At 68.6% G+C, this 24,403-nt stretch carries 20 protein-coding genes; 9 read left to right on the forward strand and 11 right to left on the reverse strand.

Annotated elements, in window-relative coordinates:
- Positions 1-34: 34 nt before the first annotated feature.
- The 8 genes from ASD42_RS26510 to ASD42_RS35645 all read left to right on the forward strand — a co-directional run bounded on the left by ASD42_RS26510 (position 35) and on the right by ASD42_RS35645 (position 8,187).
- On the forward strand, positions 35-424 hold the full coding sequence (locus tag ASD42_RS26510; protein ID WP_235569833.1) for a hypothetical protein: 390 nt from the start codon (positions 35-37) through the stop codon (positions 422-424).
- Positions 425-633: 209 nt separating this feature from the next.
- A complete protein-coding gene (locus ASD42_RS26515) occupies positions 634-1,095 on the forward strand; it encodes an EXLDI protein (protein ID WP_056821487.1) in 462 nt (153 codons plus the stop codon).
- Between the two features lie 28 nt (positions 1,096-1,123).
- A complete protein-coding gene (locus ASD42_RS26520; protein ID WP_084787318.1) occupies positions 1,124-3,295 on the forward strand; it encodes an MMPL family transporter in 2,172 nt (723 codons plus the stop codon).
- A 79-nt stretch (positions 3,296-3,374) separates the two neighbouring features.
- Positions 3,375-4,334, forward strand: coding sequence for a non-homologous end-joining DNA ligase (gene ligD, locus ASD42_RS26525; protein ID WP_084787319.1), 960 nt, complete (start codon positions 3,375-3,377; stop codon positions 4,332-4,334).
- A 142-nt stretch (positions 4,335-4,476) separates the two neighbouring features.
- Positions 4,477-5,427: a D-isomer specific 2-hydroxyacid dehydrogenase family protein gene (locus ASD42_RS26530; protein WP_056821488.1), complete on the forward strand. Its 951-nt coding sequence runs from the start codon at positions 4,477-4,479 to the stop codon at positions 5,425-5,427.
- A 107-nt stretch (positions 5,428-5,534) separates the two neighbouring features.
- Positions 5,535-6,266, forward strand: a complete 732-nt coding sequence (locus tag ASD42_RS26535) for an ESX secretion-associated protein EspG (RefSeq protein ID WP_056821489.1) — start codon at positions 5,535-5,537, stop codon at positions 6,264-6,266.
- A gap of 35 nt (positions 6,267-6,301) precedes the next feature.
- Complete coding sequence (locus ASD42_RS26540; RefSeq protein WP_056821490.1) at positions 6,302-6,676, forward strand: hypothetical protein; 375 nt, start codon at positions 6,302-6,304, stop codon at positions 6,674-6,676.
- Positions 6,673-8,187: a hypothetical protein gene (locus ASD42_RS35645; RefSeq protein ID WP_084787320.1), complete on the forward strand. Its 1,515-nt coding sequence runs from the start codon at positions 6,673-6,675 to the stop codon at positions 8,185-8,187. The genes ASD42_RS26540 and ASD42_RS35645 overlap by 4 nt, the downstream gene beginning before the upstream one ends.
- A 14-nt stretch (positions 8,188-8,201) precedes the next feature.
- On the opposite strand, the gene proB is transcribed toward ASD42_RS35645, so the two are convergent.
- The 9 genes from proB to ASD42_RS26595 form a co-directional block, all read right to left on the reverse strand.
- Positions 8,202-9,317 carry a glutamate 5-kinase gene (gene proB / locus ASD42_RS26555; protein WP_056821494.1) on the reverse strand — a complete coding sequence of 372 codons (1,116 nt, stop codon included), beginning with the start codon at positions 9,315-9,317 and terminating at the stop codon, positions 8,202-8,204.
- 106 nt (positions 9,318-9,423) lie between these two features.
- Positions 9,424-10,887: a GTPase ObgE gene (gene obgE / locus ASD42_RS26560; protein WP_056821496.1), complete on the reverse strand. Its 1,464-nt coding sequence runs from the start codon at positions 10,885-10,887 to the stop codon at positions 9,424-9,426.
- Between the two features lie 118 nt (positions 10,888-11,005).
- Positions 11,006-11,272: a 50S ribosomal protein L27 gene (gene rpmA, locus ASD42_RS26565; RefSeq protein WP_056821498.1), complete on the reverse strand. Its 267-nt coding sequence runs from the start codon at positions 11,270-11,272 to the stop codon at positions 11,006-11,008.
- A gap of 24 nt (positions 11,273-11,296) precedes the next feature.
- The gene (gene rplU / locus ASD42_RS26570) at positions 11,297-11,608 is read right to left on the reverse strand and encodes a 50S ribosomal protein L21 (RefSeq protein ID WP_056821499.1); all 312 of its coding nucleotides are present in this window, start codon (positions 11,606-11,608) and stop codon (positions 11,297-11,299) included.
- Between the two features lie 261 nt (positions 11,609-11,869).
- Entirely contained in the window at positions 11,870-15,049 is a 3,180-nt protein-coding gene (locus ASD42_RS26575; RefSeq protein ID WP_056821501.1) for a translation initiation factor IF-2 N-terminal domain-containing protein, read from the reverse strand.
- Positions 15,050-15,582: 533 nt separating this feature from the next.
- Positions 15,583-15,999, reverse strand: coding sequence for a nucleoside-diphosphate kinase (ndk, locus tag ASD42_RS26580; RefSeq protein WP_056821502.1), 417 nt, complete (start codon positions 15,997-15,999; stop codon positions 15,583-15,585).
- Between the two features lie 162 nt (positions 16,000-16,161).
- On the reverse strand, positions 16,162-16,557 hold the full coding sequence (locus ASD42_RS26585; protein ID WP_056821503.1) for a DUF4233 domain-containing protein: 396 nt from the start codon (positions 16,555-16,557) through the stop codon (positions 16,162-16,164).
- Positions 16,554-17,924, reverse strand: a complete 1,371-nt coding sequence (folC, locus tag ASD42_RS26590; RefSeq protein ID WP_056821848.1) for a bifunctional tetrahydrofolate synthase/dihydrofolate synthase — start codon at positions 17,922-17,924, stop codon at positions 16,554-16,556. The genes ASD42_RS26585 and folC overlap by 4 nt, the downstream gene beginning before the upstream one ends.
- A gap of 107 nt (positions 17,925-18,031) precedes the next feature.
- On the reverse strand, positions 18,032-20,710 hold the full coding sequence (locus tag ASD42_RS26595) for a valine--tRNA ligase (RefSeq protein WP_056821504.1): 2,679 nt from the start codon (positions 20,708-20,710) through the stop codon (positions 18,032-18,034).
- A gap of 300 nt (positions 20,711-21,010) precedes the next feature.
- On the opposite strand from ASD42_RS26595, the gene ASD42_RS26600 reads away from it, so the two are divergent.
- Positions 21,011-21,703, forward strand: coding sequence for an AAA family ATPase (locus tag ASD42_RS26600; protein WP_235569834.1), 693 nt, complete (start codon positions 21,011-21,013; stop codon positions 21,701-21,703).
- Here ASD42_RS26600 and ASD42_RS26605 read toward each other — a convergent pair whose 3' ends face one another.
- Both ASD42_RS26605 and ASD42_RS26610 read right to left on the reverse strand, forming a co-directional pair.
- Entirely contained in the window at positions 21,704-22,651 is a 948-nt protein-coding gene (locus ASD42_RS26605; RefSeq protein WP_056821505.1) for a diacylglycerol kinase family protein, read from the reverse strand.
- Positions 22,648-24,276, reverse strand: a complete 1,629-nt coding sequence (locus tag ASD42_RS26610; protein WP_056821507.1) for an FAD-binding oxidoreductase — start codon at positions 24,274-24,276, stop codon at positions 22,648-22,650. The genes ASD42_RS26605 and ASD42_RS26610 overlap by 4 nt, the downstream gene beginning before the upstream one ends.
- Between the last annotated feature and the right edge of the window lie 127 nt (positions 24,277-24,403).

A 24,403-nucleotide genomic window follows, 5' to 3' on the forward strand; every position in this document is an offset into this window, starting at 1 on the left:
GTGCGCCCACCATCTCCGGTGCTTGAATGCGCCTATGACCAGGACCACATTTGCTCGAACCCTGATGGCCGTTGCCGCGGGCTGTGCGGCCGGATTCACCCTCTTGACCGTTCCCGCCCAGGCGTCGAACGAGAACCCCCTCGACTGCGCCGGCGTCCCCGGCGCCCAGGCTGCCGCCGACCGCGAGAGCGCCATCCGCGGCATCGCCATCACGCCGTTGTGCTTCAGTGGCGGCCTCTACAGCGGCGTGCACGCCGGCATCCCGCTGGCCGTGCTCAATCCGCTGACCATGCCCGGTACCGCGAGCGTGTGCATCGCGGAACGCGAAACCGTCGAGGCGGCAGCCAGATTCGAATGGACCGAACGGGTTCATGTGATGCCGATGTGCATCCAGAACCGGGCGTTCGGGGTCTACGAGCTGTAGTTCGGCCCCGAAAGTAGCGGTCCGCGCGGAGTTGATCCGTGCGGACTTTTTTTGCCCCTTGATCTATACGTATACATCTACTTATAGTGAGTCAGGCGGAACACACGTACCAACCGACACAGACCCACGGCGACGGCCCGCAACGAGGGGCACGCCGCTCGTACACCCATGCCCATATGCGCACTACCTTATCGAAATCGGAGCGATCGATGACCACCGAACCCCGTCCCACACCCGACACCGACCTGGCTGTCGTCGACACAACCAAGCCGAACACCACCGACCCGGACACCGACGGGTTCGCCCCGATTATCGTCAAGGTCGGCCCCGGCGGCGGCCGCACCCAGCGCTTCACCGGCCGACAGGTCGGCGAATCACGTCAGGTAACCCGCAAGGCCATCGACACCGTCCGGGTCTACCTCACCCGCAAGGGCAACTACCTGGTGCACAAGCAGACCTCCGCGTGGTCGGACTACAACGAGCTCGGCGACTGGACCGAGGACTGGAAGAACTGGCGGTCGATCCTCGGCAAAGGCGAGCAGAGCTGGGGCGACTACACCACCGAGGTGGTCGATTCGCTCGACGCACTGCGCCCGCTCGTCTCGCCGAAAGTCCACCTGATGATCGTCGACCGCGCCCAGCACCCGCTGAACCACGACCTCGACGTCTGACCAGCAGGCCAGGAAAGGACCTACCACCATGTTCGCCAGACTGGGACGCGTCGTCGTTCACCATCCCTGGAAAGTGATCGGCCTGTGGGTGCTCGCGATCGTCGCCGTGTTGTCGACGGCCCCGACGCTCACCGCGACCACCGACCAATCCGAGTTCCTGCCTTCGCATTACGAGTCGATTCAAGCGATGAAGTTGCAGGAGCAGGCATTTCCGCAGTACGCCGCGCCTGCCGCTCTCATCGTGGTGGTCCGCGCGGACGGCGCGGCGCTGACCGATGACGACTCGGCCGCGGTCACCGCGACCGCCGACGCACTCACCGCACGCAACATCAAGGGCGTCAACGGCATTCAGGTGACGCCGCCGTCGGAAAACCGTCTGGTCCAGGTCATCGCGGTACAGATGACCAAGCTGACCGACGCCGCCGACAAGACACAGGGCGAGGCGGTGAAGAGCCTGCGCGAGCAGCTGCGGGAACAGGTGCGGGATACCGGGTTGAAGGCAGGCATCACCGGAACGGCGGCGCAGACCCTCGATCAGACCGAGGAGGGTGAGAAGGGCATGGCGATCATCGGCATCGCCACGATCGTCCTGATCCTGGTGCTGCTGCTGATCATCTTCCGCAGCCCGGTCATCGCCTTGCTGCCGGTGATCACCATCGGTGCGATCTCGAGTACCGTCAGCGGCCTGATCGCGATGGCCGCCAAGGCATTCGACCTCGACATCGACACCTCGATCAGCGCGATCCTGCTGGTCGTACTGTTCGGTGTCGGTACGGACTACATCCTGTTCCTGATGTTCCGCTACCGGGAACGGCTGCGGGCAGGCGACGAGCCGAAGACTGCGATGGTCAATGCCGTGGCCCGCGTCGGTGAGGCCATCACCTCGGCGGCGGCCGCCGTGATCATCGCGTTCATGGCGCTGACGCTGTCGAGCCTCGGGATGTTCCGGGCGCTGGGTCCGGCGCTGGCGATCGCGGTCGCGGTGGCGCTGCTGGCCGGCCTCACGCTGGTGCCCGCGATCGTCTCGCTGCTGGGTACCAAGGTGTTCTGGCCGTCGAAAGCCTGGCAGGTCGAGCCGCGGGGCGCCCGATTCGGCGCGATCGGCGCGGCGATGGGCAGGCGGCCCGGCGTGTTCGCCGTCGCCTCCGGTGGCGTGCTGGTGGCGCTCGGGGTGTTCGCGATCGGCTTCAACCCGACCTTCGATCTGAGCTCGGGGTCCACCTCCGACGCCTCCGAATCGGTGGTCTTCACCACCGAGCTACTCAAAGGCATGCCCGCGGGCGCCACCCAGCCCTCCGATGTGTTGTTGCACTCGCCCGGTGGGCCGCTGGGCGATGACCAGCTTACGACCTACCGGACAGCGTTGACCCAGGTCGAGGGCGTCGGACAGGTCGGGCAGGCGCAGGTGTCGCCGGATCGGACCATCGCGAGCTTCCAGGTGACGCTCACCGAGACGCCGGAATCCGATGCCGCACTCGACACGGTGGCCGGTCCGCTGCGTGAGGTCGCGCATCAGGCGGCGCCCGAGGGGGCCACGGCGGCGGTCGGCGGCATGACCGCGGTCTTCGTGGACTTCAAGGATGCGATGAACCACGACTACGCGATCGTGTTCCCGGTGGCCGCGATCCTGATCATGCTCGTACTGGCGCTGCTGCTGCGCAGTCTCGTCGCCCCCTGGTACCTGATGGCCTCGGTGTTCCTCGGCTTCGCCGCGACGCTGGGTGCGACGGTGCTGGTGTTCCAGCAGATCCAGGGTGAGAACGGCCTGATCTTCACGCTGCCGGTGATCATGTACCTGTTCGTCGTCGCGCTGGGCACCGACTACAACATCCTCATGGTCGCCCGTTTGCGGGAAGAAGCCCGCGAGGGGCACACACCACGGGAAGCGGCGGCGCTGGCCGTGCGCCATACGGGTCCGACGGTGGCCGCGGCCGGTCTCATCCTGGCGGGGACGTTCGCCTCGATGATGTTGGCGGGCAACAGCACTCTGGCGCAGATGGGCTTCGCCATCTCGGTGGGTATCGCGATCGCCGCGTTCGTCATGGCGCTGTTCTTCACTCCCGCGGTGACCGCGTTGCTCGGGCGCCGTGCGTGGTGGCCCGGCCACGGTGGTGACAGCGACGAGGACACCGAGTCGCGCTGGGCACAGCACTCCTACACCGAGAGCTACTACACGCCGCCGACGGAGCACAGCCGCTGACAGCGAGCAGTCCGACGCACCACGCGACGCAGGTCCGCTCCCCCGTCGGGAGCGGGCCTGCTCGTCTATCGTTGGGCGGGTGGCCAAGTCTGCGGTGCCCGCGGTCGAACTCTCGGTGGGTGAGCACACGGTGCGGGTCAGCAATCCCGGCCGGGTGTACTTTCCCGAGCTCGGCGTGACCAAGCTCGACCTGGCGCAGTACTACCTGAGCGTCGGGGACGGGATCGTCAACGCCTTGCGGGATCGGCCCTGCATGCTGCACCGATTCCCCAAAGGTCTCCCTGGCGGAAAGGTGCATCAGAAGCGGGTGCCCGCCGGTGCGCCGGACTGGATTTCGACGGTGCGCGTGCATTTCCCGCGCTACGGCAGGCATGCCGACGAGCTGTGCGTGCGCGAGCTCGCGGACGTGATCTGGGCGGTGCAGATGTCCACGGTGGAGTTCCATCCGTGGAATTCGCGAGCTTCCGATACCGAGTCACCCGACGAATGGCGCATCGATCTCGATCCGATGCCGGACTGCCCGTGGTCGCGCGTGCAGCGAGTCGCCGGAGTGGTGCACGAGGTACTCGACGAGCTCGGGGCCGTCGGCTGGCCGAAGACCTCCGGTGGGTCCGGGCTGCACGTGTATGTGCGGATCGCCCCGGAGTACGGGTTCGGGCAGGTCCGACGGGCGGCGCTCGCGTTCGCGCAGGAGGTGCAGCGGCGCGCGCCCGAGGACGTGACGACGGCCTGGTGGCGCAAAGACCGCGATCCCGCGCAGCTGTTCGTCGATTACAACCAGAACGCACGCGACCACACCATCGCGGCGGCCTACTCCGTGCGGGGCGTCCCGGAGGCGACCGTGTCGACCCCGGTTCGCTGGACCGAGATCGACGACATCGCCCCGCGCGACTTCACCATCCAGACCGTGCCCGCCCGATACGCCGAGCTCGGCGACCTACAGGCCGACATGGACCAGGCCGTCTTCGACATCGCTCCCCTGCTGGAACTGGCCGATCGGCACGGCGTCGAGGAGCCCGTCGACCTCGACGAAGCGTGAACCGTCCGTGCACGGGGAGGGTGCGGCTGCGCCGTCGACGGCGACGAGGAAGAATCAGAGTCCGGCGACCGTGTGCGGCGCCGATGACAGCGCTCGAGCCGCGCAATGCGGCGCAGACAGCCGATCGACCCAGGAGGCTTCAGTGCAGGATTCCGCGACCACGATCGCGATCGCCCCGGACCAGCCGGCGCCGCGCTTGCTCGAGAAAGCGGTAGTCGGGGCGGGCGCTCGGGTCGGTGAGCTCGCGGAGGCCGACGCACTGATCTGGACCGGCAAACCCGGCGACTTTCCGACGACCCTGCCCGCGTCGGTGCGCTGGGCGCAGTTGCCCGCCGCGGGGATCGAGGACTTCTTCGACGCCGGCGTGTTCACCGCACACCCGGATGTGCTGTTCACCTCAGCGGCCGGGGCGTTCTCGCACAGTGTCGCCGAGCACGCGCTGATGATGTTGCTGGCCGGGGTGCGGTATCTGCCCGAGCAGTTGCGCGCGACATCGTGGCAGCAGCGCGAGTTCTTCCCGCACATCGGCTCGCTGCGCGGCAAGACCGTGACGATCGTCGGCGCGGGCGGGATCGGGCGCGCGTTGATCCCGATGCTGGCACCGCTGGGCGCCCATGTGATCGCGGTGAACCGTTCGGGACGCCCGGTGAGCGGTCACGGCATTCCCGCCGATGTCGAGACGGTGTCCACCGATCAGCTCGCGCGGGTGTGGTCGCATACCGATCATGTGGTGGTCGCGGCACCGGCGACGGCGCAGACCCGCCACCTCATCGGCGCGGACGAACTGGCCAGGCTCAAGCCGTCGTCGTGGGTGATCAATGTGGCCCGTGGCAGCCTGATCGACACCGACGCGCTGGTCGACGCGCTCACCGGCGGATTGATCGGTGGCGCCGGACTCGACGTCACCGACCCGGAACCGCTGCCCGACGGGCATCCGCTGTGGACTCTGCCGAACGCGATCATCACCCCCCACGATTCGAACCCACCCCAGCTGCGGTTGGCGGCGTTCGCCGATCATGTCGGCGCGAATGTGGCGCGATTCGTCGTGGGTGAGCCATTGGAGGCGATCATCGACACCGCGCGGGGTTACTGAGCGGCAAAAGATTCCATTCGGGCGGATGGGACCTGATCGGCACGCCGGAATCGGATACCGCGGGTTAGGCTGTCCCTCGTCCTGGTTCGGTAAGGATGGGATCGGCAATGGGATGGACCTTCACCGCTGACGAATTCGCGCACGTCTGGCGGGAATCGGGTCAGGACCGCATGCCGTTTCCGCTGCGCGTGCTCGAGTCACCCCGCACCGAGAACGACGCGGCCCGATTGCGCGCGGGACTGCGCGACCGACTACCCGGGGGCGACCCCGACCTGGCCGCCTGCCTGCGGATCATCGCCGAACCGCACGTCAGGGTCGTGCTGGTGGGCGGCGCCCATACTCCCGGCAGCGAAGTCCGGCTACTCGCCTGCGCGGTCTACGACCATGCGGTACTGGTGGTGCAGGATCCGAGTACCCGGCCCGATTACGGTGGCAGCGTGCGTGTCTCGATCGGGCACACCGCGGGGATCGGCGCCCGCGTGGCGGCCTGTCTGCCCGATACTCCGCCCGGTCGCGAACCCGCGCGCGAGGCCGCGACCGACGCTGTGCGCGACGAGGAAGCGGTGCTCGCGACCCATCCCGCCGTGCCACGCATCCAGCGATTACTGCGCAGGCCGCACACCGCCGAGGGCCACATCCGCATCGAAACCGGGCTCGACCGTCCGGCGCCGAGTCCGCCGGTGCACTACAGCTGGATCGATGTGGCCAACGATGGTCGATACCTACTGCGAGCGGGCGAAACCGTGCACGTGGTGCCTGCGTCCACTGGGCAGCTAGCGGCACAGTTACAGCGAAGGTTGGTGCCTGCGCACAGTTCACACAGCAGAAGGTCCGGCTAATCTGGACTCCACGCTTCATCTGGAGGGGAGACGCGATGACGATCGAGAGCAGCAGAGCCGAGATCTCCCGGTTCCGCAGTGCCGCCGCGGCGGGGACATTCAGTTTCGACCCCGATGCCGCACGTCGGTGCGCCGACCTCTACGAACAGCAGGCCGAGCATCTCGCCCAGTTGCGTCAGGGGCTCGAGAATGCCGCCGAGGCAGAGGATTTCGGTGGTTTCGTCTCCGCCCAGCAGTTGCAGGCGGGCTTCGCGCACAAGGCACGTGACGCCGCCGAACTGCTCGACCGCTACATCGAGGCGGCCTACCGGATGAAAGAGGCGTTCCTGCTCAGCGCCGGCCTCTACGAGGAGGCCGATGCCGCCGCGGCCGCCGCCCTGCGCGCCGTCGATACGAGGGTGCGCGGATGAGCACCGACCCCACCTACATCAGTGCGATGGAACATTTCGAATCCATGCCGCACGAACAGATCTACACGCGCGCCCAGCAGATCGACGCCGGCGCCATCCTCGGCGCATCGATGACCTGGCTGGAGACCGCCGCTACTCTCACCAGCTCGATGCCACTGACCAAATCCGGCGCCGACCGGGTGATCAACGAAACCGGCTGGACCGGAACCGCCGCCGATGCCGCCGCCGCGAGCACCCGCAGCTTCGCCGCCTCCATCGACGAACTCGCTGTGGTGATGGCCGAAGTCGGCGCCCGCCTCGGTGGTGTCGCCGCGGCCGCCGAAGCCGTGAAGCTGGCCGTCGTCGCGCCGGGCGGGTCGGGTCCGATCGGGGCGATCGCCCGTCTGCTCGAGTCCGCGCGGGTGATCGACGCGCAGATGGCGGCCGAGGCGCTGCGCCAGGAAGCGGTGCTGGCGATGAACATGATCTACAAGCCGGCGTATTCGCTTGCCGGAACGGGTGTTCCAGCGTTGCCCATCGCGCCCGCTGAGCCGGAAGCGCCGTCGGGTCGAGGGGGCTCGCCCTCGCCGGGCAACGGGTCGACGCCGAGCCCTGGCACGAGTCCCTCGGCGCCACAGGGTAATTCGTCGGAATCGCCGCAGAACCCGGGGTCCACTGAGACCCCAGCGCCCGGCACCACTGTGACGCCGGGCGAAGAACCTACAGACCGGACCCCGACACCGACGGAAAGCCCTGCGCCCCAGGGCTCTACTCCACCGTCTCCGACACCGGACACGCCTGCTCCCACTACCGAGCCGCCCGCGCCAACTACTCGAGCGCCGGCTCCTACCACCGAGCCGCCTGCGCCATCCACTCAAGCGCCCGCTCCCACTACCGAGCCGCCCGCACCGCCCACCGAAGCGCCCGCTCCCACAACCGAAGCGCCCACGCCGCCCACCGAAGCGCCCGTACCCACTTCCGAAGCGCCCGCACCACCGAGCGCGCCATCCACCCAAGCTCCCGTGCCGCCTTCGGAAACGCCCGCGCCGCCCACCGAAGCGCCAGCACCCGCACCACCCGCACCCTCCAGCGAACCGCCCGCTCCGCAGAGCCAGGCCCCGACGAGTTCGCCCAGCGAGACACCCACGCCCCCGCCTTCACCGCCGAGTCAGCTACCGACACAGCAGGATTCGAATCCGCCTGCCCCGAAGCCACCGACCGTGGAGGCTCCGCCGACGACGGAAACCCCCGCGCCACCGCCGGTCTCGCCGTCCCCACAGCCGCCTGCCACCGATTCGACGCCGCAGCCGAACGTGCCCCCGCCGACCTCGGAGCAACCGGCCTCCCCTGCCCCGCCCGGTCGCCAAGCGCCACAACCACTTCCGCTGCCAGGCATGCCCGACATGTCCGACCCCGGAGGTCAGCCGGGCGTCACCGGACCGGTTCCCGGGACCGAGGGCCCGCCGGAACCTGTCCGGCCCGCACCACCTACCGACACCGCACAGCCTGGAGTGGTACCACCACGGCGGTAGTTCGTCGGTGCGGATCAGACCTTGACGAGGTCGTCGGCGTGGATGACGGGGCGTTGCATGGTGTCGGGGAGGTCGGTGGTCGAGCGACCGAGCATGGTGGTGAGTTCGGTGCTGTCGTATTCGATGACACCACGGGCGACGACCTCGTCGTCGGGGCCGACCAGATCGACCACATCGCCACCGAAGAAGCGGCCACGAATGCCGGTGATGCCTGCCGCCAGCAGCGAATGGCGTTGCGCCACCGCGTCCACCGCACCCGCGTCGAGCATCACCGCACCGCGGGGGTCGGCGGCGTGCCGGACCCAGAACTTGCGGCCGGACAGCCGGATCGGGCGCGCGGCGAAAGCGGTACCCACCATGCCGTCGGTGAGCGCGGACGAGGCGTCGGCGGCCGAGGCCAGCAGGACGGGGATGCCCGCGTCGGCGGCCAGGCGGGCGGCGGAGAGCTTGGAAGCCATGCCGCCGGTGCCGAGCGCGCCACCGCTGCCCGCGATGACGCCGTCGAGATCGGCGCTGCCGCGCACCTCGGGGATGAAGTTGGCGGCGCCCTTGCGCGGGTCACCGTCGTAGAGGCCGGCCACATCCGACAACAGGATCAGCGCTTCGGCACCCACCAGGTGCGCCACCAGAGCGGCCAGTCGGTCGTTGTCGCCGAAGCGGATTTCCTCGGTGGCGACGGTGTCGTTCTCGTTCACCACCGCGATCGCGCCGAGCGAACGCAACCGGTCGAGGGTGCGCTGGGCGTTGCGGTGATGCTCGCGACGGGCGAAATCGTCGGCGGAGAGCAGGATCTGGCCGACGGTGCGGTCATAGCGGGCGAACGACGTACCCCAGGCGTGGGCGAGAGCCAGCTGGCCGACGCTGGCCGCGGCCTGCTTGGTGGCCAGGTCCTTGGGCCGCTTCGACAGGCCGAGCGGTGCGAGTCCCGCACCGATCGCGCCCGAGGACACGACCACCACGTCCGATCCCGCCCGCATGCGGGCTTCGACCGCGTCGGCCAGTAGATCGAGTCGATCGGTGTCGAGCCCGCCTTCGAGGCTGGTCAACGCCGACGAACCGATCTTCACCACGACGGTGCGCGCCGACACGATCGCCGCGCGCCCCTGACTCAGCTCCGAATCCACCTGCATCGTCCAACTCCCTGCACCGTGATCACCGAGCTACCTCGCCAACCCATCGCAGTATGCCCATCCAATGGTCTTGTCCGACAGCGAATTTCGCCGAACGCGACCACTCTCACTCTTTTCGCTCACCGTTTTCGTCGAGCAGACCGCGCCGCGCCTGCGAGGCGAGCTTGCGCTCGGCCGCACCGATACGGTCGTTGGTCTCGAGCCGGAGGTCGGTACCGCGGCCGGTCGGCTGCATATCGACGCCCGCCGAGATCATCGGCTCCCATTCGAAGGTGACACCGGCGATGGTGACCGGGCAACCCGGCTGCGCGCCCTGCTTGACCAGCTCGGCTTCGACACCGAGGCGAGCCAGGCGGTCGGCCAGATAGCCGACGGCCTCGTCGTTGTTGAAGTCGGTCTGCCGGATCCAGCGCTCGGGGCGAGTGCCACGCACGATGAAACCACCCGCCTCCTCCGGATCGGCGATGACGCTGAAACCGGTCTCGTCGGTCGCGATCGGGCGGATGATGGTGCGCTTGGGCGCGGCCTTGGGGTGATCCTCGCGATACTGACGAACCATGTCGGCCAGCGCGAAAGTCAACGGGCGCAGGCCCGCGCGGCTCACGGCGGAGATCTCGAACACCGGCCAGCCACGTTCGGCGAACTCGGCGGACACCATGTCGGCCAGCTCGGCCGCATCGGGCACGTCGGTCTTGTTGAGGATCACCACGCGCGGGCGGTCGGCCAGATCGCCGAGGCTGGCGTCACCGGACAAAGCCGGCTTGTAGGCGGCGAGCTCGGCTTCGAGCGCGTCGACGTCGGAGACCGGGTCACGGCCGGGTTCCAGGGTCGCGCAGTCGACGACGTGGGCGAGCACCGCACAGCGTTCGATGTGGCGCAGGAAGTCCAGGCCGAGGCCGCGGCCTTCGCTGGCGCCGGGGATCAGGCCGGGCACGTCGGCGATGGTGAAGGTCGTGTCACCGGAGAGCACGACGCCCAGGTTGGGAACCAGCGTGGTGAACGGATAATCGGCGATCTTCGGCTTTGCCGCGGACAGCACCGAGACCAGCGACGACTTGCCCGCGGACGGGAAACCGACCAGTCCGACGTCGGCGACCGACTTCAGCTCGAGAACGACATCGACCTCGTCGCCCTCTTCGCCGAGCAGCGCGAAACCGGGCGCCTTGCGGGCCTTCGACGCCAGCGAGGCGTTGCCGAGGCCACCGCGGCCGCCACGGGCGATGATGAATCGGTTGCCCGCGCCGACGAGGTCGCAGACCACCTTGCCGTCGTCATCGACGACGACCGTGCCGTCGGGGACCTGCAGCACCAGATCGGCGCCGTTCTTGCCCTCCCGGTTGCTGCCCTCGCCCGGCTTGCCGTTGCCTGCCTTGGCGTTGGGATGGAAGTGGAAATCGAGCAGGGTGTGGACGTTGGCGTCGACCTCCAGGATCACGTCGCCACCGCTGCCGCCGTTGCCGCCGTCGGGCCCGCCGAGCGGCTTGAACTTCTCACGATGCACCGAGGCGCAACCGTGTCCACCTCTACCGGCACGAACATGCAGCACGACGCGGTCGATGAATTTGGACATGGGTTGATCCTCCTCCTTCTGACTTGTCGTTTTCGGTAAGGGTGGACGAACACGACAGAGCGGGTCAGGAAATCCCTGACCCGCTCTGGTGTCCGTGGGGAGCGAAAGCTCCAGGCGGTCAGGCCTGGACCGGCTCCGGTACAACGATGTTCACGGTCTTGCGGCCACGCTTGGTGCCGAACTCGACCGCGCCCGCCTCGAGGGCGAACAGCGTGTCGTCGCCACCACGGCCGACGTTCACGCCCGGGTGGAAGTGGGTTCCACGCTGACGGACCAGGATCTCGCCCGCGCTGACCTTCTGGCCGCCGAAACGCTTCACGCCGAGGCGCTGGGCGTTCGAATCGCGGCCGTTCCGGGAGCTGGATGCGCCCTTCTTATGTGCCATTGCTTCGTCTCCTCGGGAAAATTCTTACTTGATGCCGGTGACCTTGATGACCGTCAGCGGCTGACGGTGACCCTGGCGCTTGTGGTAGCCGGTCTTGTTCTTGAACTTGTGGATCCGGATCTTCGGGCCCTTGGTCTGGTCGATGACCTCAGCGGCCACGGAGATCTTGGCCAGCTTGTCGGCGTCGGTGGTCAGATCGGCGCCGTCGACGACGAGAACCGGGGTCAGCGCCACGGCGGTGCCGACGGGACCCTCGATCTTCTCGACCTTCACCAGGTCACCGACCGCGACCTTGTACTGCTTTCCGCCGGTCTTGACGATTGCGTACGCTGCCATCGGTCGGCTTCCTCCACTCACATTGGTCCTGCACATGTCCACGCCGCAGCTGCGACGCGTATTCCTGGGCTCATCCCCGCAGAGCGGGGGAAGAACGTTTGCTGCCTGCGGTATACACCCGGCCTGTTCGGCCAGATGCTCAATCACTGGGCAGCGACCGACCTAGGTTACCAGAGCGGTATCCACTCCCCCAATTCGGCCGGTCAGGGCACGAATCGAGAGCTTGCGTGCGCGGGGTGATCCGCGCACGCAAGCGTCGGGTTACTTCGATTCGGCGGCCGGAGCGCCCGCGGGACGACCCACGGCGCGACGGCGCGGCTTGCGTTCCGGGACGACGACGGGCTCCGCGGCGAAGTCCACGACAGCCGCTGCGGGCGGCTGCTCGTTCGCCGACAGGACGAACACGGCTCCCGCGCTGTCCGGTGCGGGCGCTGCCGTCGACCGGGCCACGCGACGCCTACGAGGCGCCCGCGGTGCGGGTTCCTCGGCGACCGGAGCCGGTTCGGGCTCCGGCGTCTCGACGACCGCGGCCGGTTCGGGCTGCGGGGTCTGCACGACCGGAGTCTCGGCGGCGGCCTCGGCGGGCGCCGAGCTCACCGCTTCCTCCTCGACCTCGGCGGCCTCGGGTTCGGCCTCGCCGGAGATGACCCCGGTGAGCGGACCCTCGGTGCTCTGCTCGGTGTTCGCGGCAGCGGCTCCACGACCCGCCCGGCGCGAGCGCGACCGCGAACGCGACCTGGTCGGCTCGGCGGGCGCTTCCTCGGCGGCCTCGGTGTGCTCGTCGCCGTGCTCGTCGTCGTGATGACCTGCCATCGCGAGCACGACCGGGTGGGCACGCTTGACCGCGATGTCCTCTTCGGCGTGTTCGGCGGCCGGTGCGGTGCCGTTGGTCGCCGGTGCGGCGGTGGTGGCCGGCTTGTCGCGTTCCTTGCCGCGGCGACGGCGCGAACCGCTCTCCTTCGCCCGCGGTTCCTCGACCCCGGACCCGGAGTCCACCGGGTAGGAGTGCACGAGAATGCCGCGACCGTGGCAGTGCTCACAGGTGGTGGAGAACGCCTCGACCAGTCCGGTGCCCAGCTTCTTGCGGGTCATCTGGACCAGGCCAAGCGAGGTGACCTCCGATACCTGGTGGCGGGTGCGGTCGCGTCCGAGTGCCTCGGTGAGACGGCGCAGCACCAGGTCACGGTTGGATTCGAGGACCATGTCGATGAAGTCGACGACGATCATGCCGCCGATATCGCGCAGCCGCATCTGGCGCACGATCTCTTCGGCCGCTTCCAGGTTGTTCTTGGTGACGGTCTCTTCGAGATTCGACGAGCCCGAGCCGGTGAACTTGCCGGTGTTGACGTCGACGACGGTCATCGCCTCGGTGCGGTCGATCACCAGGGTGCCGCCCGAGGGCAGCCACACCTTGCGATCGAGCGCCTTGGCCAGCTGCTCGTCGATCCGGTAGGCGTCGAACACGTCGACACCGTTGTTCTCGTGCCGGTTGACCCGGCCGAGTAGGTCGGGCGCCACGGTGCGGACGTAGGTCTCGACGGTGCTCCACGCGCGCTCACCCTCGATGACCAGCTTGGCGAAGTCCTCGTTGAACAGGTCGCGGATGACCTTGACCAGCATGTCGGGCTCTTCGTAGAGCGCCTTCGGTGCGTTGGTCTCCTTGGCGGCGGCCTCTTCGATGGTGCGCCAGGCAGCCTGCAGCCGCTCGACGTCGCGAGCCAGCTCGGGCTCGCTGACGCCCTCGGACGCGGTCCGGATGATCACACCGGCGTCGGACGGGACGATCTCGCGCAGGATCTCCTTGAGACGCTTGCGCTCGGTGTCGGGCAGCTTGCGGCTGATCCCGGTCGACGTGCCACCGGGCACGTACACCAGGAAGCGACCGGCGAGCGAGATCTGGGTGGTCAGACGGGCGCCCTTGTGCCCGACCGGGTCCTTGGACACCTGCACCAGCACCTGATCGCCGGGCTTGAGCGCCTGCTCGATCTTGCGCTCACGACCACCGAGACCGGCGGCCTCCCAGTTCACCTCACCGGCGTAGAGCACGCCGTTGCGGCCGCGGCCGATGTCGATGAACGCCGCCTCCATGCTGGGCAGCACGTTCTGCACCTTGCCGAGGTAGACATTGCCCACCATCGACGCCTGACCGGAACTGGTCACGAAGTGCTCGACGAGGATGTTGTCCTCCAGGACCGCCACCTGGGTGGTGGTCTGGTGGCCCGGCGCGTGTTCGGCGGGGTCGAACGCCTTCTCGCGCACGACCATCACCCGGTCGACCGCCTCGCGGCGGGCCAGGAACTCCGACTCGGTCAGGATCGGCGGACGGCGACGCCCGGCTTCCCGGCCGTCACGGCGGCGCTGACGCTTGGCTTCCAGGCGGGTGGAGCCGGAGATGCCCTGTACTTCGTCGGGGTTGTTCGCGCTGGAACGTTCGCGACGCTTGTTGCGGGGCTCGCGCTCGTGCACGACGGTGTTCGGCGGATCGTCTTCGGTGGCCGCCTCGGCGTCGCCGGACTCACCACCGACCTTGCGGCGGCGACGACGACGGCGACGACGGCTCGCGCCATCGGAGGAGCCGTCTTCGTCATCGGTCTCGGATTCGGTGTCGTCGGCCTGTTCGGCCTCGGCGCCGGCCTGCTCGGCCGGCTGCTCGGCCTCGTCGGTGTCGTCGTCATCGGTGTCGGACTCGTTGTCCTCGCCGTCGGCGGACTGCTCGCCACGACCGCGACCACGGCCACGGCGGCCACGGCGACGGCGGCGCGGCTGGCCGTCGGCGTCGTTGTCACCGGACTGATCAGCGGACTCGTCGTCGCCCTCGGCTTCGGGCTCCTCGGCCTTCGGCGCGACGGGCTGCTCGTCGACCGACGGTGCGGCGGGCTCTTCGGTCTTCTTGGGGGTCCGCTCGGCGCGACGTCGCTTGCGGGCCTCCTCGGCGGCGGTGGCGTCCGGCGGGAGGAACAGCGGCATGCCCACCGAGGCGGGCGCCTCGAAGGTGACCGGCTCGGCCTGCGCGGGGCTCTCGGACACCCGATGGGTGAACAGGTCGGTGTGCGCGTCGTCGCGCATCGCGGCGAACACCTCGTCGGTGCGCGCGACGTGCGGCGCGGAGAACAGCGACGCGGGCGCCGCTGAGGTGTCGGCCGGCTGCTCGGCGACGGGTGTGGACGCGGCGCGCTTCTTCGCGCGCGTAGTCGGTGCTGGTGCTTCGTCGGGGGCGCCGGGTTCGGCGTCAGCGGCGGCGATCGCGTCGCGCACCGTTTCGGCGACCGAGCGGTCGACGTTGGATTGAACGCTGCGCGCCTCGGCGCCCAACTCGGCCAGTTTGGCCAGGATGCGTTTGCTGGTCACTCCCAACCGTTTGGCCAGTGCATGAACTCGAATTCGCTCCGGCAATTGATCGGCATCCTGTTGTGTTGTGTCCAGCGGCTCTTTTTCGGCCACGAAGTCTCCTCGGGCCCCCGGGCGCGTCCTTCCCCGGTACGGGAGTGACGCGGCCGACGCGGGGGCATCGTCCGTGCACCTCGTACCCGATGGTACGAGGGTCATCTGGTCTCGCCCCGCGTGTCCGGTCGCACCTTGATCGATCGTCTGGCGCGCCAACCGGTCACACGGCGCCTGGCTGTACGGCGTGGCACCGCGCTTTCGAGCGCTCATCCAGCGTGCCGGTGCGGGCAACCCCAGCAACAGGGCCGTCCGTGGCAGCGATGATCGGCATCAACCGCGGTGTCAATCCGGTCATGTCCGCCGCCGCGTCACGTACCTGCGCGACAGGTCGGCGTCGAACACATCCATAGTCAGTATCCCATACGGTTCGCGCGGGGATCGCCATCGGCGCAACTCACGCGAACTCCGCCCCGCTCGCGGCCGTCGTTCATCCGGCGGATCAAGCGAGCGAGGGCGACCCGGCCGAGCGGAGTTCGATACCGCCTGACCGGGTGTCCTACTACCTTTGGTGCGCTACTGACCGCTGCGGGTCAGGCAGGAAATTCGGGGAACCAGAGGGCGATCTCGCGCTTGGCGGACTCGGGCGAGTCGGATCCGTGGACCAGGTTGAACTGGGTCTCCAGGCCGAAGTCGCCGCGGATGGTGCCGGGCACGGCCTTCTCCACCGGGTCGGTGCCACCGGCGAGCTGACGGAACGCCGCGATCGCGCGCGGACCCTCGAGGATGGCCGCGACGACCGGGCCGGAGGTGATGAATTCGATGAGCGAGCCGAAGAAGGGCCGCTCGGCGTGTTCGGCGTAGTGCTCGGCCGCGAGTTCCGCGGACACGTTCTTCAGCTCCAGCGCCTGGAAAATGAGGCCCTTGCGCTCGATGCGCGCGAGGATCTCGCCGGTGAGGCCACGGGAGACACCGTCCGGCTTGATGAGTACCAACGTCTGCTCAGTCACGGGGTAACCCTAGCGTCGGCCGTGTCAGCACGCCGATCGGGCCCTCGAGCGGTCAGGACTTGGTGCCCATTCGCTGGCTGGGGAGTAGACCTGCGTACCAGCAGCCGTCAGGACTTCGTACGCATTCGCTGGCTGGGGAGTAGACCTGCGTACCAGCAGCCGTCAGGACTTCGTACGCATTCGCTGGCTGGGGAGTAGACCTGCGTCCATGCGGCGCTGGACGTCCGAGCGCAGGACGAGGATGAATGCCCAGACCGCGATGAACACCACCGCGATCACGCCGATCGACAGGTGGATGAACGCGCCCGCGAGCAGCAACACCTGCAGACCCAGGTTGAACGGGATCGCCCACGGCTTGCGCTGCACACCCGCGCCCAGAATCATCAGCACCGAGAGCACCACGAGGTAGGTCCCGGACAACCAGGTGACACCGCCGCCGACATCGGCGACCACCGGCAGCGCCAGCAGGACCACGATCGCCTCGAGGATCAACGTCCCCGCCATGACCCCGCGCAGACCCTTCCACGGATCGTTGGCGGGAGGAGGCACTTCACTCATGCCGGAGCCTTTCCGAACAGGGCGCGCGCGGCGCCCGCGGTGACGACCGACCCGGTGACCACCACGCCGGCGCCGGAGATCACGTCGCCCTCGTCGCCCGCCTGCTCGGCCAGCGCGATCGCCGACTCCAGCGCGTCGGGCAGGGTGTCGGCGGTGATCACTCGTTCGTCGCCGAAGCGCTGCACGGCCAGGTCGGCGAGTGCGTCCACATCCATGGCCCGCGGTGAACCGTTGCTGGTGACGACGATTTCGTCGAAGACCGGTTCGAGCGCGTCGAGAATCCCGGCGGCGTCCTTGTCGGCGAGCACCGCGACCACCCCGACGAGCTTGCGGAAGTCGAACTCGCCGGTGAGCGTCGCGGCCAGCGCCTGCGCACCCGCGGGGTTGTGGGCGGCGTCGACGAAGATGGTCGGCGCGTTGCGCATCCGTTCCATCCGCCCCGGGCTCGACACTGTCGCGAAACCGGTTCGCACGGCCTCGATATCGAGCTGGCGATCCGCGCCCGCGCCGAAGAACGCCTCCACCGCGGCCAGCGCCAGCGCCGCGTTGCGGGCCTGGTGCTCGCCGTGCAGCGGCAGGAAGATCTCGTCGTAGACCCCGCCGAGTCCCTGCAGGGTGAGCAGCTGTCCGCCGACGGCGACGCCCCGTTCCAGCACCCGGAACTCCGCGCCCTCGCGGGCCACCGCGGCATCCTCGGCCACAGCCCGGCGCAGCAGCACGTCCATCACCTCGGGCTCCTGCTCGGCGATGACCGCGACGGTGTCGGTCGGGATCAGCGCCTCGGGAGCGCGCTTGATGATCCCGGCCTTCTCCTTGGCGATCGACTCGAGGTCGGGGCCGAGGTAGTCGGTGTGATCGAGGCCGATCGGGGTGATCACCGCGACCTGCGCGTCGATCACATTGGTGGCGTCCCAGGTGCCGCCCATGCCGGTTTCCACGACGGCCACGTCGACCGGCGCCTCGGCGAACGCGGCGTAGGCCATGCCGGTGAGCACCTCGAACTTGCTCATCGCCGGGCCGTCGGATTCGGCGGAGCGCTGGTCGATCATGCCGATATAGGGCGCGAGCTCGTGATAGGTCGCTACGTAGTCGGCCGGCGAGATCGGCGCGTTGTCGATGCTGATCCGCTCGGTCGCCAGCTGCAGGTGCGGGCTGGTGATCCGGCCGGTGCGCCGGTGCAGCGCGGTGAGCAGGGCGTCGATCATCCTGGTCACCGAGGTCTTGCCGTTGGTGCCCGCGATGTGGATCGCCGGATAGTTGTTCTGCGGGTTACCCAGCAGATCCATCAGGGTGGCGATCCTGGTGAGCGACGGCTCGATCTTGGTTTCGGGCCAGCGCTTGTCGAGTTCGGCCTCGACCAGGGCCATCTCGGCGAGGTCGACCGGTGACGGCCCGGTGCTGAGCTGGGCCGCGCTGTAGTCGGTGCCGCCGAAGTCGGCGTCTTCGGGGTCGAGGTCGCCGGGGCCCGTGTCGCTCACTTGGCGCTCAGCTCCGCCAGGCGGGCGCCGATGCGCGTGACTTCGGCCGCGGCCACATCACGTCGCCCGGTGATCTTGTCGACCACCGGCTGCGGCGCCTTGGCCAGGAAGGCCTCGTTGCCGAGTTTCGCCGTGGTGGTATCGAGATCCTTCTGGGCGGCCGCGAGGTCCTTCTCCAACCTGCGGCGCTCGGCGTCGAGGTCGATCGCGCCGGAGGTGTCGAGCTGCACGGTGACGGTCGCGGTGGACAGCCGGACCTGTACTTCGGCGGTGGTGGCGAAGTCCTCGCCCGGTTCGGTGAGACGGGCCAGGTTGGCCACCGAGTCGGCGAACGCGCCGAGCCCGGCCTCGTCGATCCCGACGAGGGTGGCCTTCACCTTCTGCTTGTCGGCCAGTCCCTGATCGCCGCGGAACCGGCGGATCTCGGTGATCAGCCGCTGCGTATCGGCCACGCGCTGGGCCGCGACTTCGTCGGTGGCGATGCCACTGGCCTGCGGCCACGGGGCGATCACCAACGATTCGCCGCCGGTGAGCGCCTTCCACAGCGTCTCGGTGACGAACGGGATCACCGGGTGCAGCAGGCGCAGCACCGCGTCGAGCACACTGCCGAGCACCACCGCGGTGCTCTCGGCGCGCGCGTCGGACTCGGCGAACTGCACCTTGGAAAGCTCCAGGTACCAGTCGCACAGCTCGTCCCACGCGAAGTGGTAGAGCGCCTCGCAGGCCTTACCGAATTCGTAGGCGTCGAAGGCGGTGTCGACCTCGGCGCGCACCGCGTCGAGCCGGTCGATGATCCAGCGGTCGGCGTCGGTGAGAGTCTCGCGCGGGGGCACCTCGCCGGAGCGCGCGCCGTTCATCAGCGCGAACTTGGTGGCGTTGAACAGCTTGGTGACGAAGCTGCGCGAGGCCAGCGCGTGCGCGTCGCCGACGGACAGATCGCCGCCGGGCTGGGCGCCGCGGGCCAGGGTGAAGCGCAGCGCGTCGGCGCCGTAGGAGTTGATCCAGTCGAGCGGGTCGATGCCGTTGCCGCGCGACTTCGACATCTTCTTGCCGTGCTGGTCGCGGATCAGGCCGTGCAGGAACACGTCTTCGAACGGCACCTGCTTCTGGGCGCCCTTACCGGCGGTGAGCACCGGATCGTCGCTGACGTACATGCCGAACATCATCATCCGCGCCACCCAGAAGAACAGGATGTCGTAACCGGTGACGAGCACGCTGGTGGGATAGAACTTCGACAGCTCGGGGGTCGAGTCGGGCCAGCCCATCGTGGAGAACGGCCACAGACCCGAGGAGAACCAGGTGTCGAGCACGTCGGGGTCCTGCACCCAGCCCTCTGGCGCTTCCTCGCCGGGGCCGAGGCACACGATCTCGCCTTCGGGGCCATACCAGATCGGGATGCGGTGACCCCACCACAGCTGCCGCGAGATGCACCAGTCGTGCATGTTGTCGACCCAGTCGAACCACCGCGGTTCCTGGCTGGCCGGGTGGATCTTCACATCGCCTTCGCGCACGGCGTCGCCGGCGGCCTTGGCCAAGGTGTCGACCTTGACCCACCACTGCATCGACAGGCGCGGCTCGATCGGCTCGCCGGAGCGCTCCGAGTGACCGACCTGGTGCTTGTAGGGGAACTTGCGGCCGACGATGCGCCCTTCGGCCTCGAGACGTTCGCGGATCTTCACGCGAGCCTCGAAGCGGTCCATGCCGTCGAATTCGGTTCCGCTGTCGGCGATCCGGCCGGTCTTGTCCATGATCGTCGGCATCGGCAGGCCGTGGCGCAGGCCGAGTTCGAAGTCGTTGGGGTCGTGGGCAGGGGTGATCTTCACTGCGCCGGAACCGAATTCGGGGTCGACGTAGTCGTCGGCGACGATCGGGATCTGGCGGCCGGTGATCGGGTGGTAGAGCGTGGTGCCGATGAGCGCCTTGTACCGCTCGTCGTCCGGGTGGACCGCGACGGCGGTGTCACCGAGCATCGTCTCCACGCGGGTGGTGGCCACGATCACGTGCGGTTCGTCGTCGTTCAGCGAGCCGAACCGCATGCTCACCAGCTCGCCGTCGACCTCCTTGTGGTCCACCTCGAGGTCGGAGATGCCGGTCTGCAGCACCGGCGACCAGTTCACCAGGCGCTCGGCGCGGTAGATCAGGCCCGAGTCGTAGAGCCGCTTGAAGATCGTCTGCACAGCGCGCGAGAGGCCGTCGTCCATGGTGAAGCGGTCGCGGCTCCAGTCGACGCCGTCACCGAGGCGACGCATCTGCCCCTGGATCTGCCCGCCGGATTCGCGCTTCCAGTCCCACACCTTGTCGATGAACAGCTCACGCCCGAAGTCCTCCTTGGACTTCCCGTCGACGGCGAGTTGCTTCTCCACCACCGTCTGCGTGGCGATGCCCGCGTGGTCCATGCCCGGCAGCCACAGCACCTCGTAGCCCTGCATCCGCTTGCGGCGGGTGAGCAGGTCCATGATCGTGTGGTCGAGCGCGTGGCCCATGTGCAAGGTGCCGGTGACGTTCGGCGGCGGCAGCACGATCGAGTACGGCGGTTTGCCGGAGGAGGCGTCGGCGGCGAAGTACCCGGCGTTTACCCAGCCCTCGTACAGGTCGGCCTCTACCTCGCTGGGGTTCCAGCTCTTGGGCAGGGCATCGGCACGATTACGCGAGTTGTCAGGGGCTGCGCTGGTCACGTCCCAATCCTAAGGGGAGCGGCAACCAGCTTTTTCCCCGCCTACCCGAGGACAAAAAAAGACGGAATCTTCGGTGGATGAGGGACACCGAAGACTCCGCCTACAGCCCTGATCCTACCGGCGATCAACCCCGCCGAGCAGAATCCATATGCAATTCTCAGCTTCTGCACCGCGCTGGTCGGCAAGGCTTGTGACGCGCCACTACGACACGCGGAAACCCTTGTCCCCCAAGCCTCGAACCCGAAATATCCAGGTAACCACGGATTGCCGTTTTGTCCGTTTTACCGGACCCTGGAGAGGGTGACGCCCCCGCTCGATTCCTCGTCCCCCGTTTCCCCGTCGGCGCCGAAGATCATCACCCCGATCGCGCTGGTGGACCTGCGCGCGAGCCAGGTAGAAGAACTGCGCTACCCCGGCACCACCGTGCTGGTCTTCGCCGGCGTGCCGGGCGCGGGAAAGTCCACCGCACTACACCGCTTCTTCGGCGTGGGCCCCGACGCCGAACATCCGGTGCGCACCGCGTCCGGCGCCCTGGTTCTCGACTCGAACCACACTCGCAATCGTCTGCGCCACCGGTTGGGCTGGGCGCCGTATTCCCTGTGGCGCCCGCTGGTCCACCTCGCGCACTACCGCGCGATCCGCGCCGCGATCCGCGCCGGTGACGGACCGGTCGCCATCCACGACTGCGCGACCTTCCGCTGGAGCCGTCGCCTGATCGCCCGCTGGGCCGAGCAGGGCCGCCGCGAACTGCACATGGTGCTCATCGACGTGCCCCCGGAGCAGGCCAGATCCGGTCAGATCAGCCGAGGGAGAAGCGTCAACAGCGTTGCCTTCACGGGACACTGCCGCCGCTGGGAAACGATGATGGATTCCCTCGGCGCCCGCGACGCCACCCTCGCGCCGGACCCACGACCGCTGTCCTCGACATCGGTGGTGATCATCGACCGCCCGACGCTGCACGCCGTGTCCCGCATCGCCTTCGACGCGGTCTGATCAGGGCACCAGCAGGCTCAGCGCCCCCGGCATCGCCTGCACCGTCACCGGCAGCATCCCGGCGGGCTCACCGTCGGCTGTCGCGTACCCGCCCTCGGCGCCGACCGTGATCCGCCGGGCCCGATATCGCTTCGTCGCGGGATGGTCGATCCGTTTGCCCGCCGACAACGCGGGCAGCAGCCGCGCCATCTCCAGCCGCGACACCGCACCGACCACGGTGATGTCGAGATAGCCGTCGTCGGCGAGCGCTTCCGGACACACCAGCATCCCGCCGCCGTAGGTGCGGGTGTTGCCGATCGGCGCCATCACCGCGTCGGTGAGGATCACCACGTGCGAGTCGGGTGGATTGTCGAGCGCACCGGGCGCGAGGCCGGACAACTCGATCCGGAACGGCAGTGTGTAGCCGCGCATGAGTTCGACGACAGCGGCGGCGGTGTAGCGGAGGGGTCCGCGGGGGTAGCGCATCTTGTTGGCGCGCAGGGTGACTCGTGCGTCGAACCCGGTGCCGACCACGGTCGCGAACCAACTGGGTGTGGCGTCCGGCGATTCGATCCGCCCCAGATCGATGGTCCGAACTCGACCACCCAGCACGATCTCGACGGCCGCCCTCGGGTCTCCGGTCGGTATGCCGAATTCGCGTGCCAGGTCGTTGCCGGTGCCCGCGGGCACCAGTCCGAGCGGCACCCCGCTGTGCGCGAGCGCCGCCAGCAGCACGTTCATCAGACCGTCACCACCGACGCAGATCACCGCGTCCGGCCGGTCCTGGCCCGCGACGAGCCTCCTGACCTGCGTCACCGACTCGTCCGCACTCGGCGCCCGTACCTCCACCACCTCGACACCGCCGGCCAGTAGTTCGGCCAGCACCGTTTCGGCGACACCGTCGCCGCGCCCCGCCCCGGAATGCGGGTTCGTGACAACCACCACACGCCGCACCGACTGTTCGCTCACGGCACCAGCTTCCCAGGGTTGAGCACTCCGGTGGGGTCGAGTTCGCGCTTCACCGCGCGCAATACCCGAACTCCCAGGTCGCCGATTTCGGCGCCCATCCACGGCCGGTGGTCGGCGCCGACGGCGTGGTGGTGGGTGATGGTGCCGCCCGCGGCGACCATCGCGTCGCTCGCGGCGGATTTGGCGATGCGCCACTGCGCGATCGGATCGTCGAGCTGTTTGGCCACGACGGTGAAGTACAGCGACGCCCCGGTCGGATAGGTGTGCGAGATATGGCACATGACCAGCGCGGGTGTGCCCTGCGAACCCAGCGCGTCCATCAGCGCGCCGGTGACCTTCACCTTGAGATTGGCCAGATTTGCCCAGCTGGTGGCGGTTTCGAGGGTCTCGCACAGCACACCGACATCGAGCAGCGCGTCACGCATGTAGGGCGCGGCGAACCGACCGTGCTCCCACTGCCGTGCCGGTGCCTCGCCGAGCGCGGTGCCACCCGAGGCCGCGAGCAAGGCACTCGCTTCCGCCGATCGGGCGGCGACGTGGGCGCGGCTGCCCTCGAAGGTGGTGATGGCGAGACAACCCGAGACCGGGTTGCCGCCGACATCGGCGGAACGCGCCAGGTTCAGGCCCGTCTCGGCCTCGTCGGACAAGCGCATCACCGTCGGCGCGGCGCCTGCCTGCACCACTGTGCGCAGCGCGGCGGCTCCGGTGGCGAAGTCGGGGAACGACCAGGCCTGGTAGCCAACGGTTTCCGGCACGGGGTGTACCCGCAAGGTGACCGAGGTGATGATGCCGAGTGCGCCCTCCGACCCGACGAACAACTCGCGCAGGTCGGGTCCGGCCGCCGACGCCGGGGCGCGACCGAGGTCGAGGGTGCCCTGCGGGGTCGCGATCACCAGGCGTTCGACCATGTCGTCGAACCGGCCGTAGCCCGCCGACGCCTGACCCGACGACCTGGTCGCGGCGAACCCGCCGATGCTGGCGAATTCGAAACTCTGCGGAAAGTGCCCGAGCGAGAGCCCGTGCGCGCCGAGCAACTCCTCGGCCTGCGGCCCGGTGAGTCCGGCGCCGAGGGTAGCGGTGCCGCTGGCCGGATCGACCGCGGTGAGTGTGTCGAGCCTGCGCAGATCGAGCGCGATCACGGTGTCGAACTGTCCGCGCACCGGATCCACGCCGCCGACCACGCTGGTTCCGCCACCGAACGGGACGACCGCGATGCCGTGTTCGGCGCAGTACCCGAGCAGTGCGAGGACCTGTGGGTGGTCGGCGGGGAAGACGACGGCGTCGGGGGCGTCCTGCGGTGTGCTCGCGCGGCGGCGCAGCAGGTCGGGGGTGCTCTTGCCGCCGGCGTGCCGGAGCCGGTCGATGTCGTCGGTAGTGAGATATTCGTCACCGACGATCCCGGTCAGGCCCGCCCGATCGGCGTCCGTGAGCGTGGTGGGGATCAGCGGCACCTCGTTCTCGTCACGGCGCGTGACCGGCTCACCCGAGATCCCGAACACCTGCGCGAGCAGGCCACGGATCTGCGCTGACAGCGCCTGATGACCGGCGGCGACGCCCCAGGCGTCCCACACCATGTTCGGCGCCAGGGTGGCAGACCCGGATTGTTCGCGTTGCGTCTCGACCATGCGTTACATAATGACATATAGTGTCAAGAAGTAACCAACGATATGTCCCAGAGTCGACATCCCTACCGCTGTCGGATGTCACTACCGGCCATTCACGACGGCAACCCCGCTGGTCCGCTCGATACCC

Origin of the sequence: Nocardia sp. Root136 (genome assembly GCF_001427185.1) — a bacterium.
Lineage (GTDB): Bacteria > Actinomycetota > Actinomycetes > Mycobacteriales > Mycobacteriaceae > Nocardia > Nocardia salmonicida.

Bases quoted from the DNA above. Each gene is read 5' to 3' on its own strand.
- rpmA (WP_056821498.1), bottom strand. From the start codon at position 11,272: ATGGCACATAAGAAGGGCGCATCCAGCTCCCGGAACGGCCGCGATTCG.
- rplU (WP_056821499.1), bottom strand. From the start codon at position 11,608: ATGGCAGCGTACGCAATCGTCAAGACCGGCGGAAAGCAGTACAAGGTC.
- ASD42_RS26515 (WP_056821487.1), top strand. From the start codon at position 634: ATGACCACCGAACCCCGTCCCACACCCGACACCGACCTGGCTGTCGTC.
- proB (WP_056821494.1), bottom strand. From the start codon at position 9,317: ATGCAGGTGGATTCGGAGCTGAGTCAGGGGCGCGCGGCGATCGTGTCG.
- ASD42_RS26585 (WP_056821503.1), bottom strand. From the start codon at position 16,557: ATGAGTGAAGTGCCTCCTCCCGCCAACGATCCGTGGAAGGGTCTGCGC.
- ASD42_RS26510 (WP_235569833.1), top strand. From the start codon at position 35: ATGACCAGGACCACATTTGCTCGAACCCTGATGGCCGTTGCCGCGGGC.
- ASD42_RS35645 (WP_084787320.1), top strand. From the start codon at position 6,673: ATGAGCACCGACCCCACCTACATCAGTGCGATGGAACATTTCGAATCC.
- folC (WP_056821848.1), bottom strand. From the start codon at position 17,924: ATGGCCCTGGTCGAGGCCGAACTCGACAAGCGCTGGCCCGAAACCAAG.
- ASD42_RS26520 (WP_084787318.1), top strand. From the start codon at position 1,124: ATGTTCGCCAGACTGGGACGCGTCGTCGTTCACCATCCCTGGAAAGTG.
- ASD42_RS26535 (WP_056821489.1), top strand. From the start codon at position 5,535: ATGGGATGGACCTTCACCGCTGACGAATTCGCGCACGTCTGGCGGGAA.
- ASD42_RS26540 (WP_056821490.1), top strand. From the start codon at position 6,302: ATGACGATCGAGAGCAGCAGAGCCGAGATCTCCCGGTTCCGCAGTGCC.
- obgE (WP_056821496.1), bottom strand. From the start codon at position 10,887: ATGTCCAAATTCATCGACCGCGTCGTGCTGCATGTTCGTGCCGGTAGA.
- ASD42_RS26610 (WP_056821507.1), bottom strand. From the start codon at position 24,276: ATGGTCGAGACGCAACGCGAACAATCCGGGTCTGCCACCCTGGCGCCG.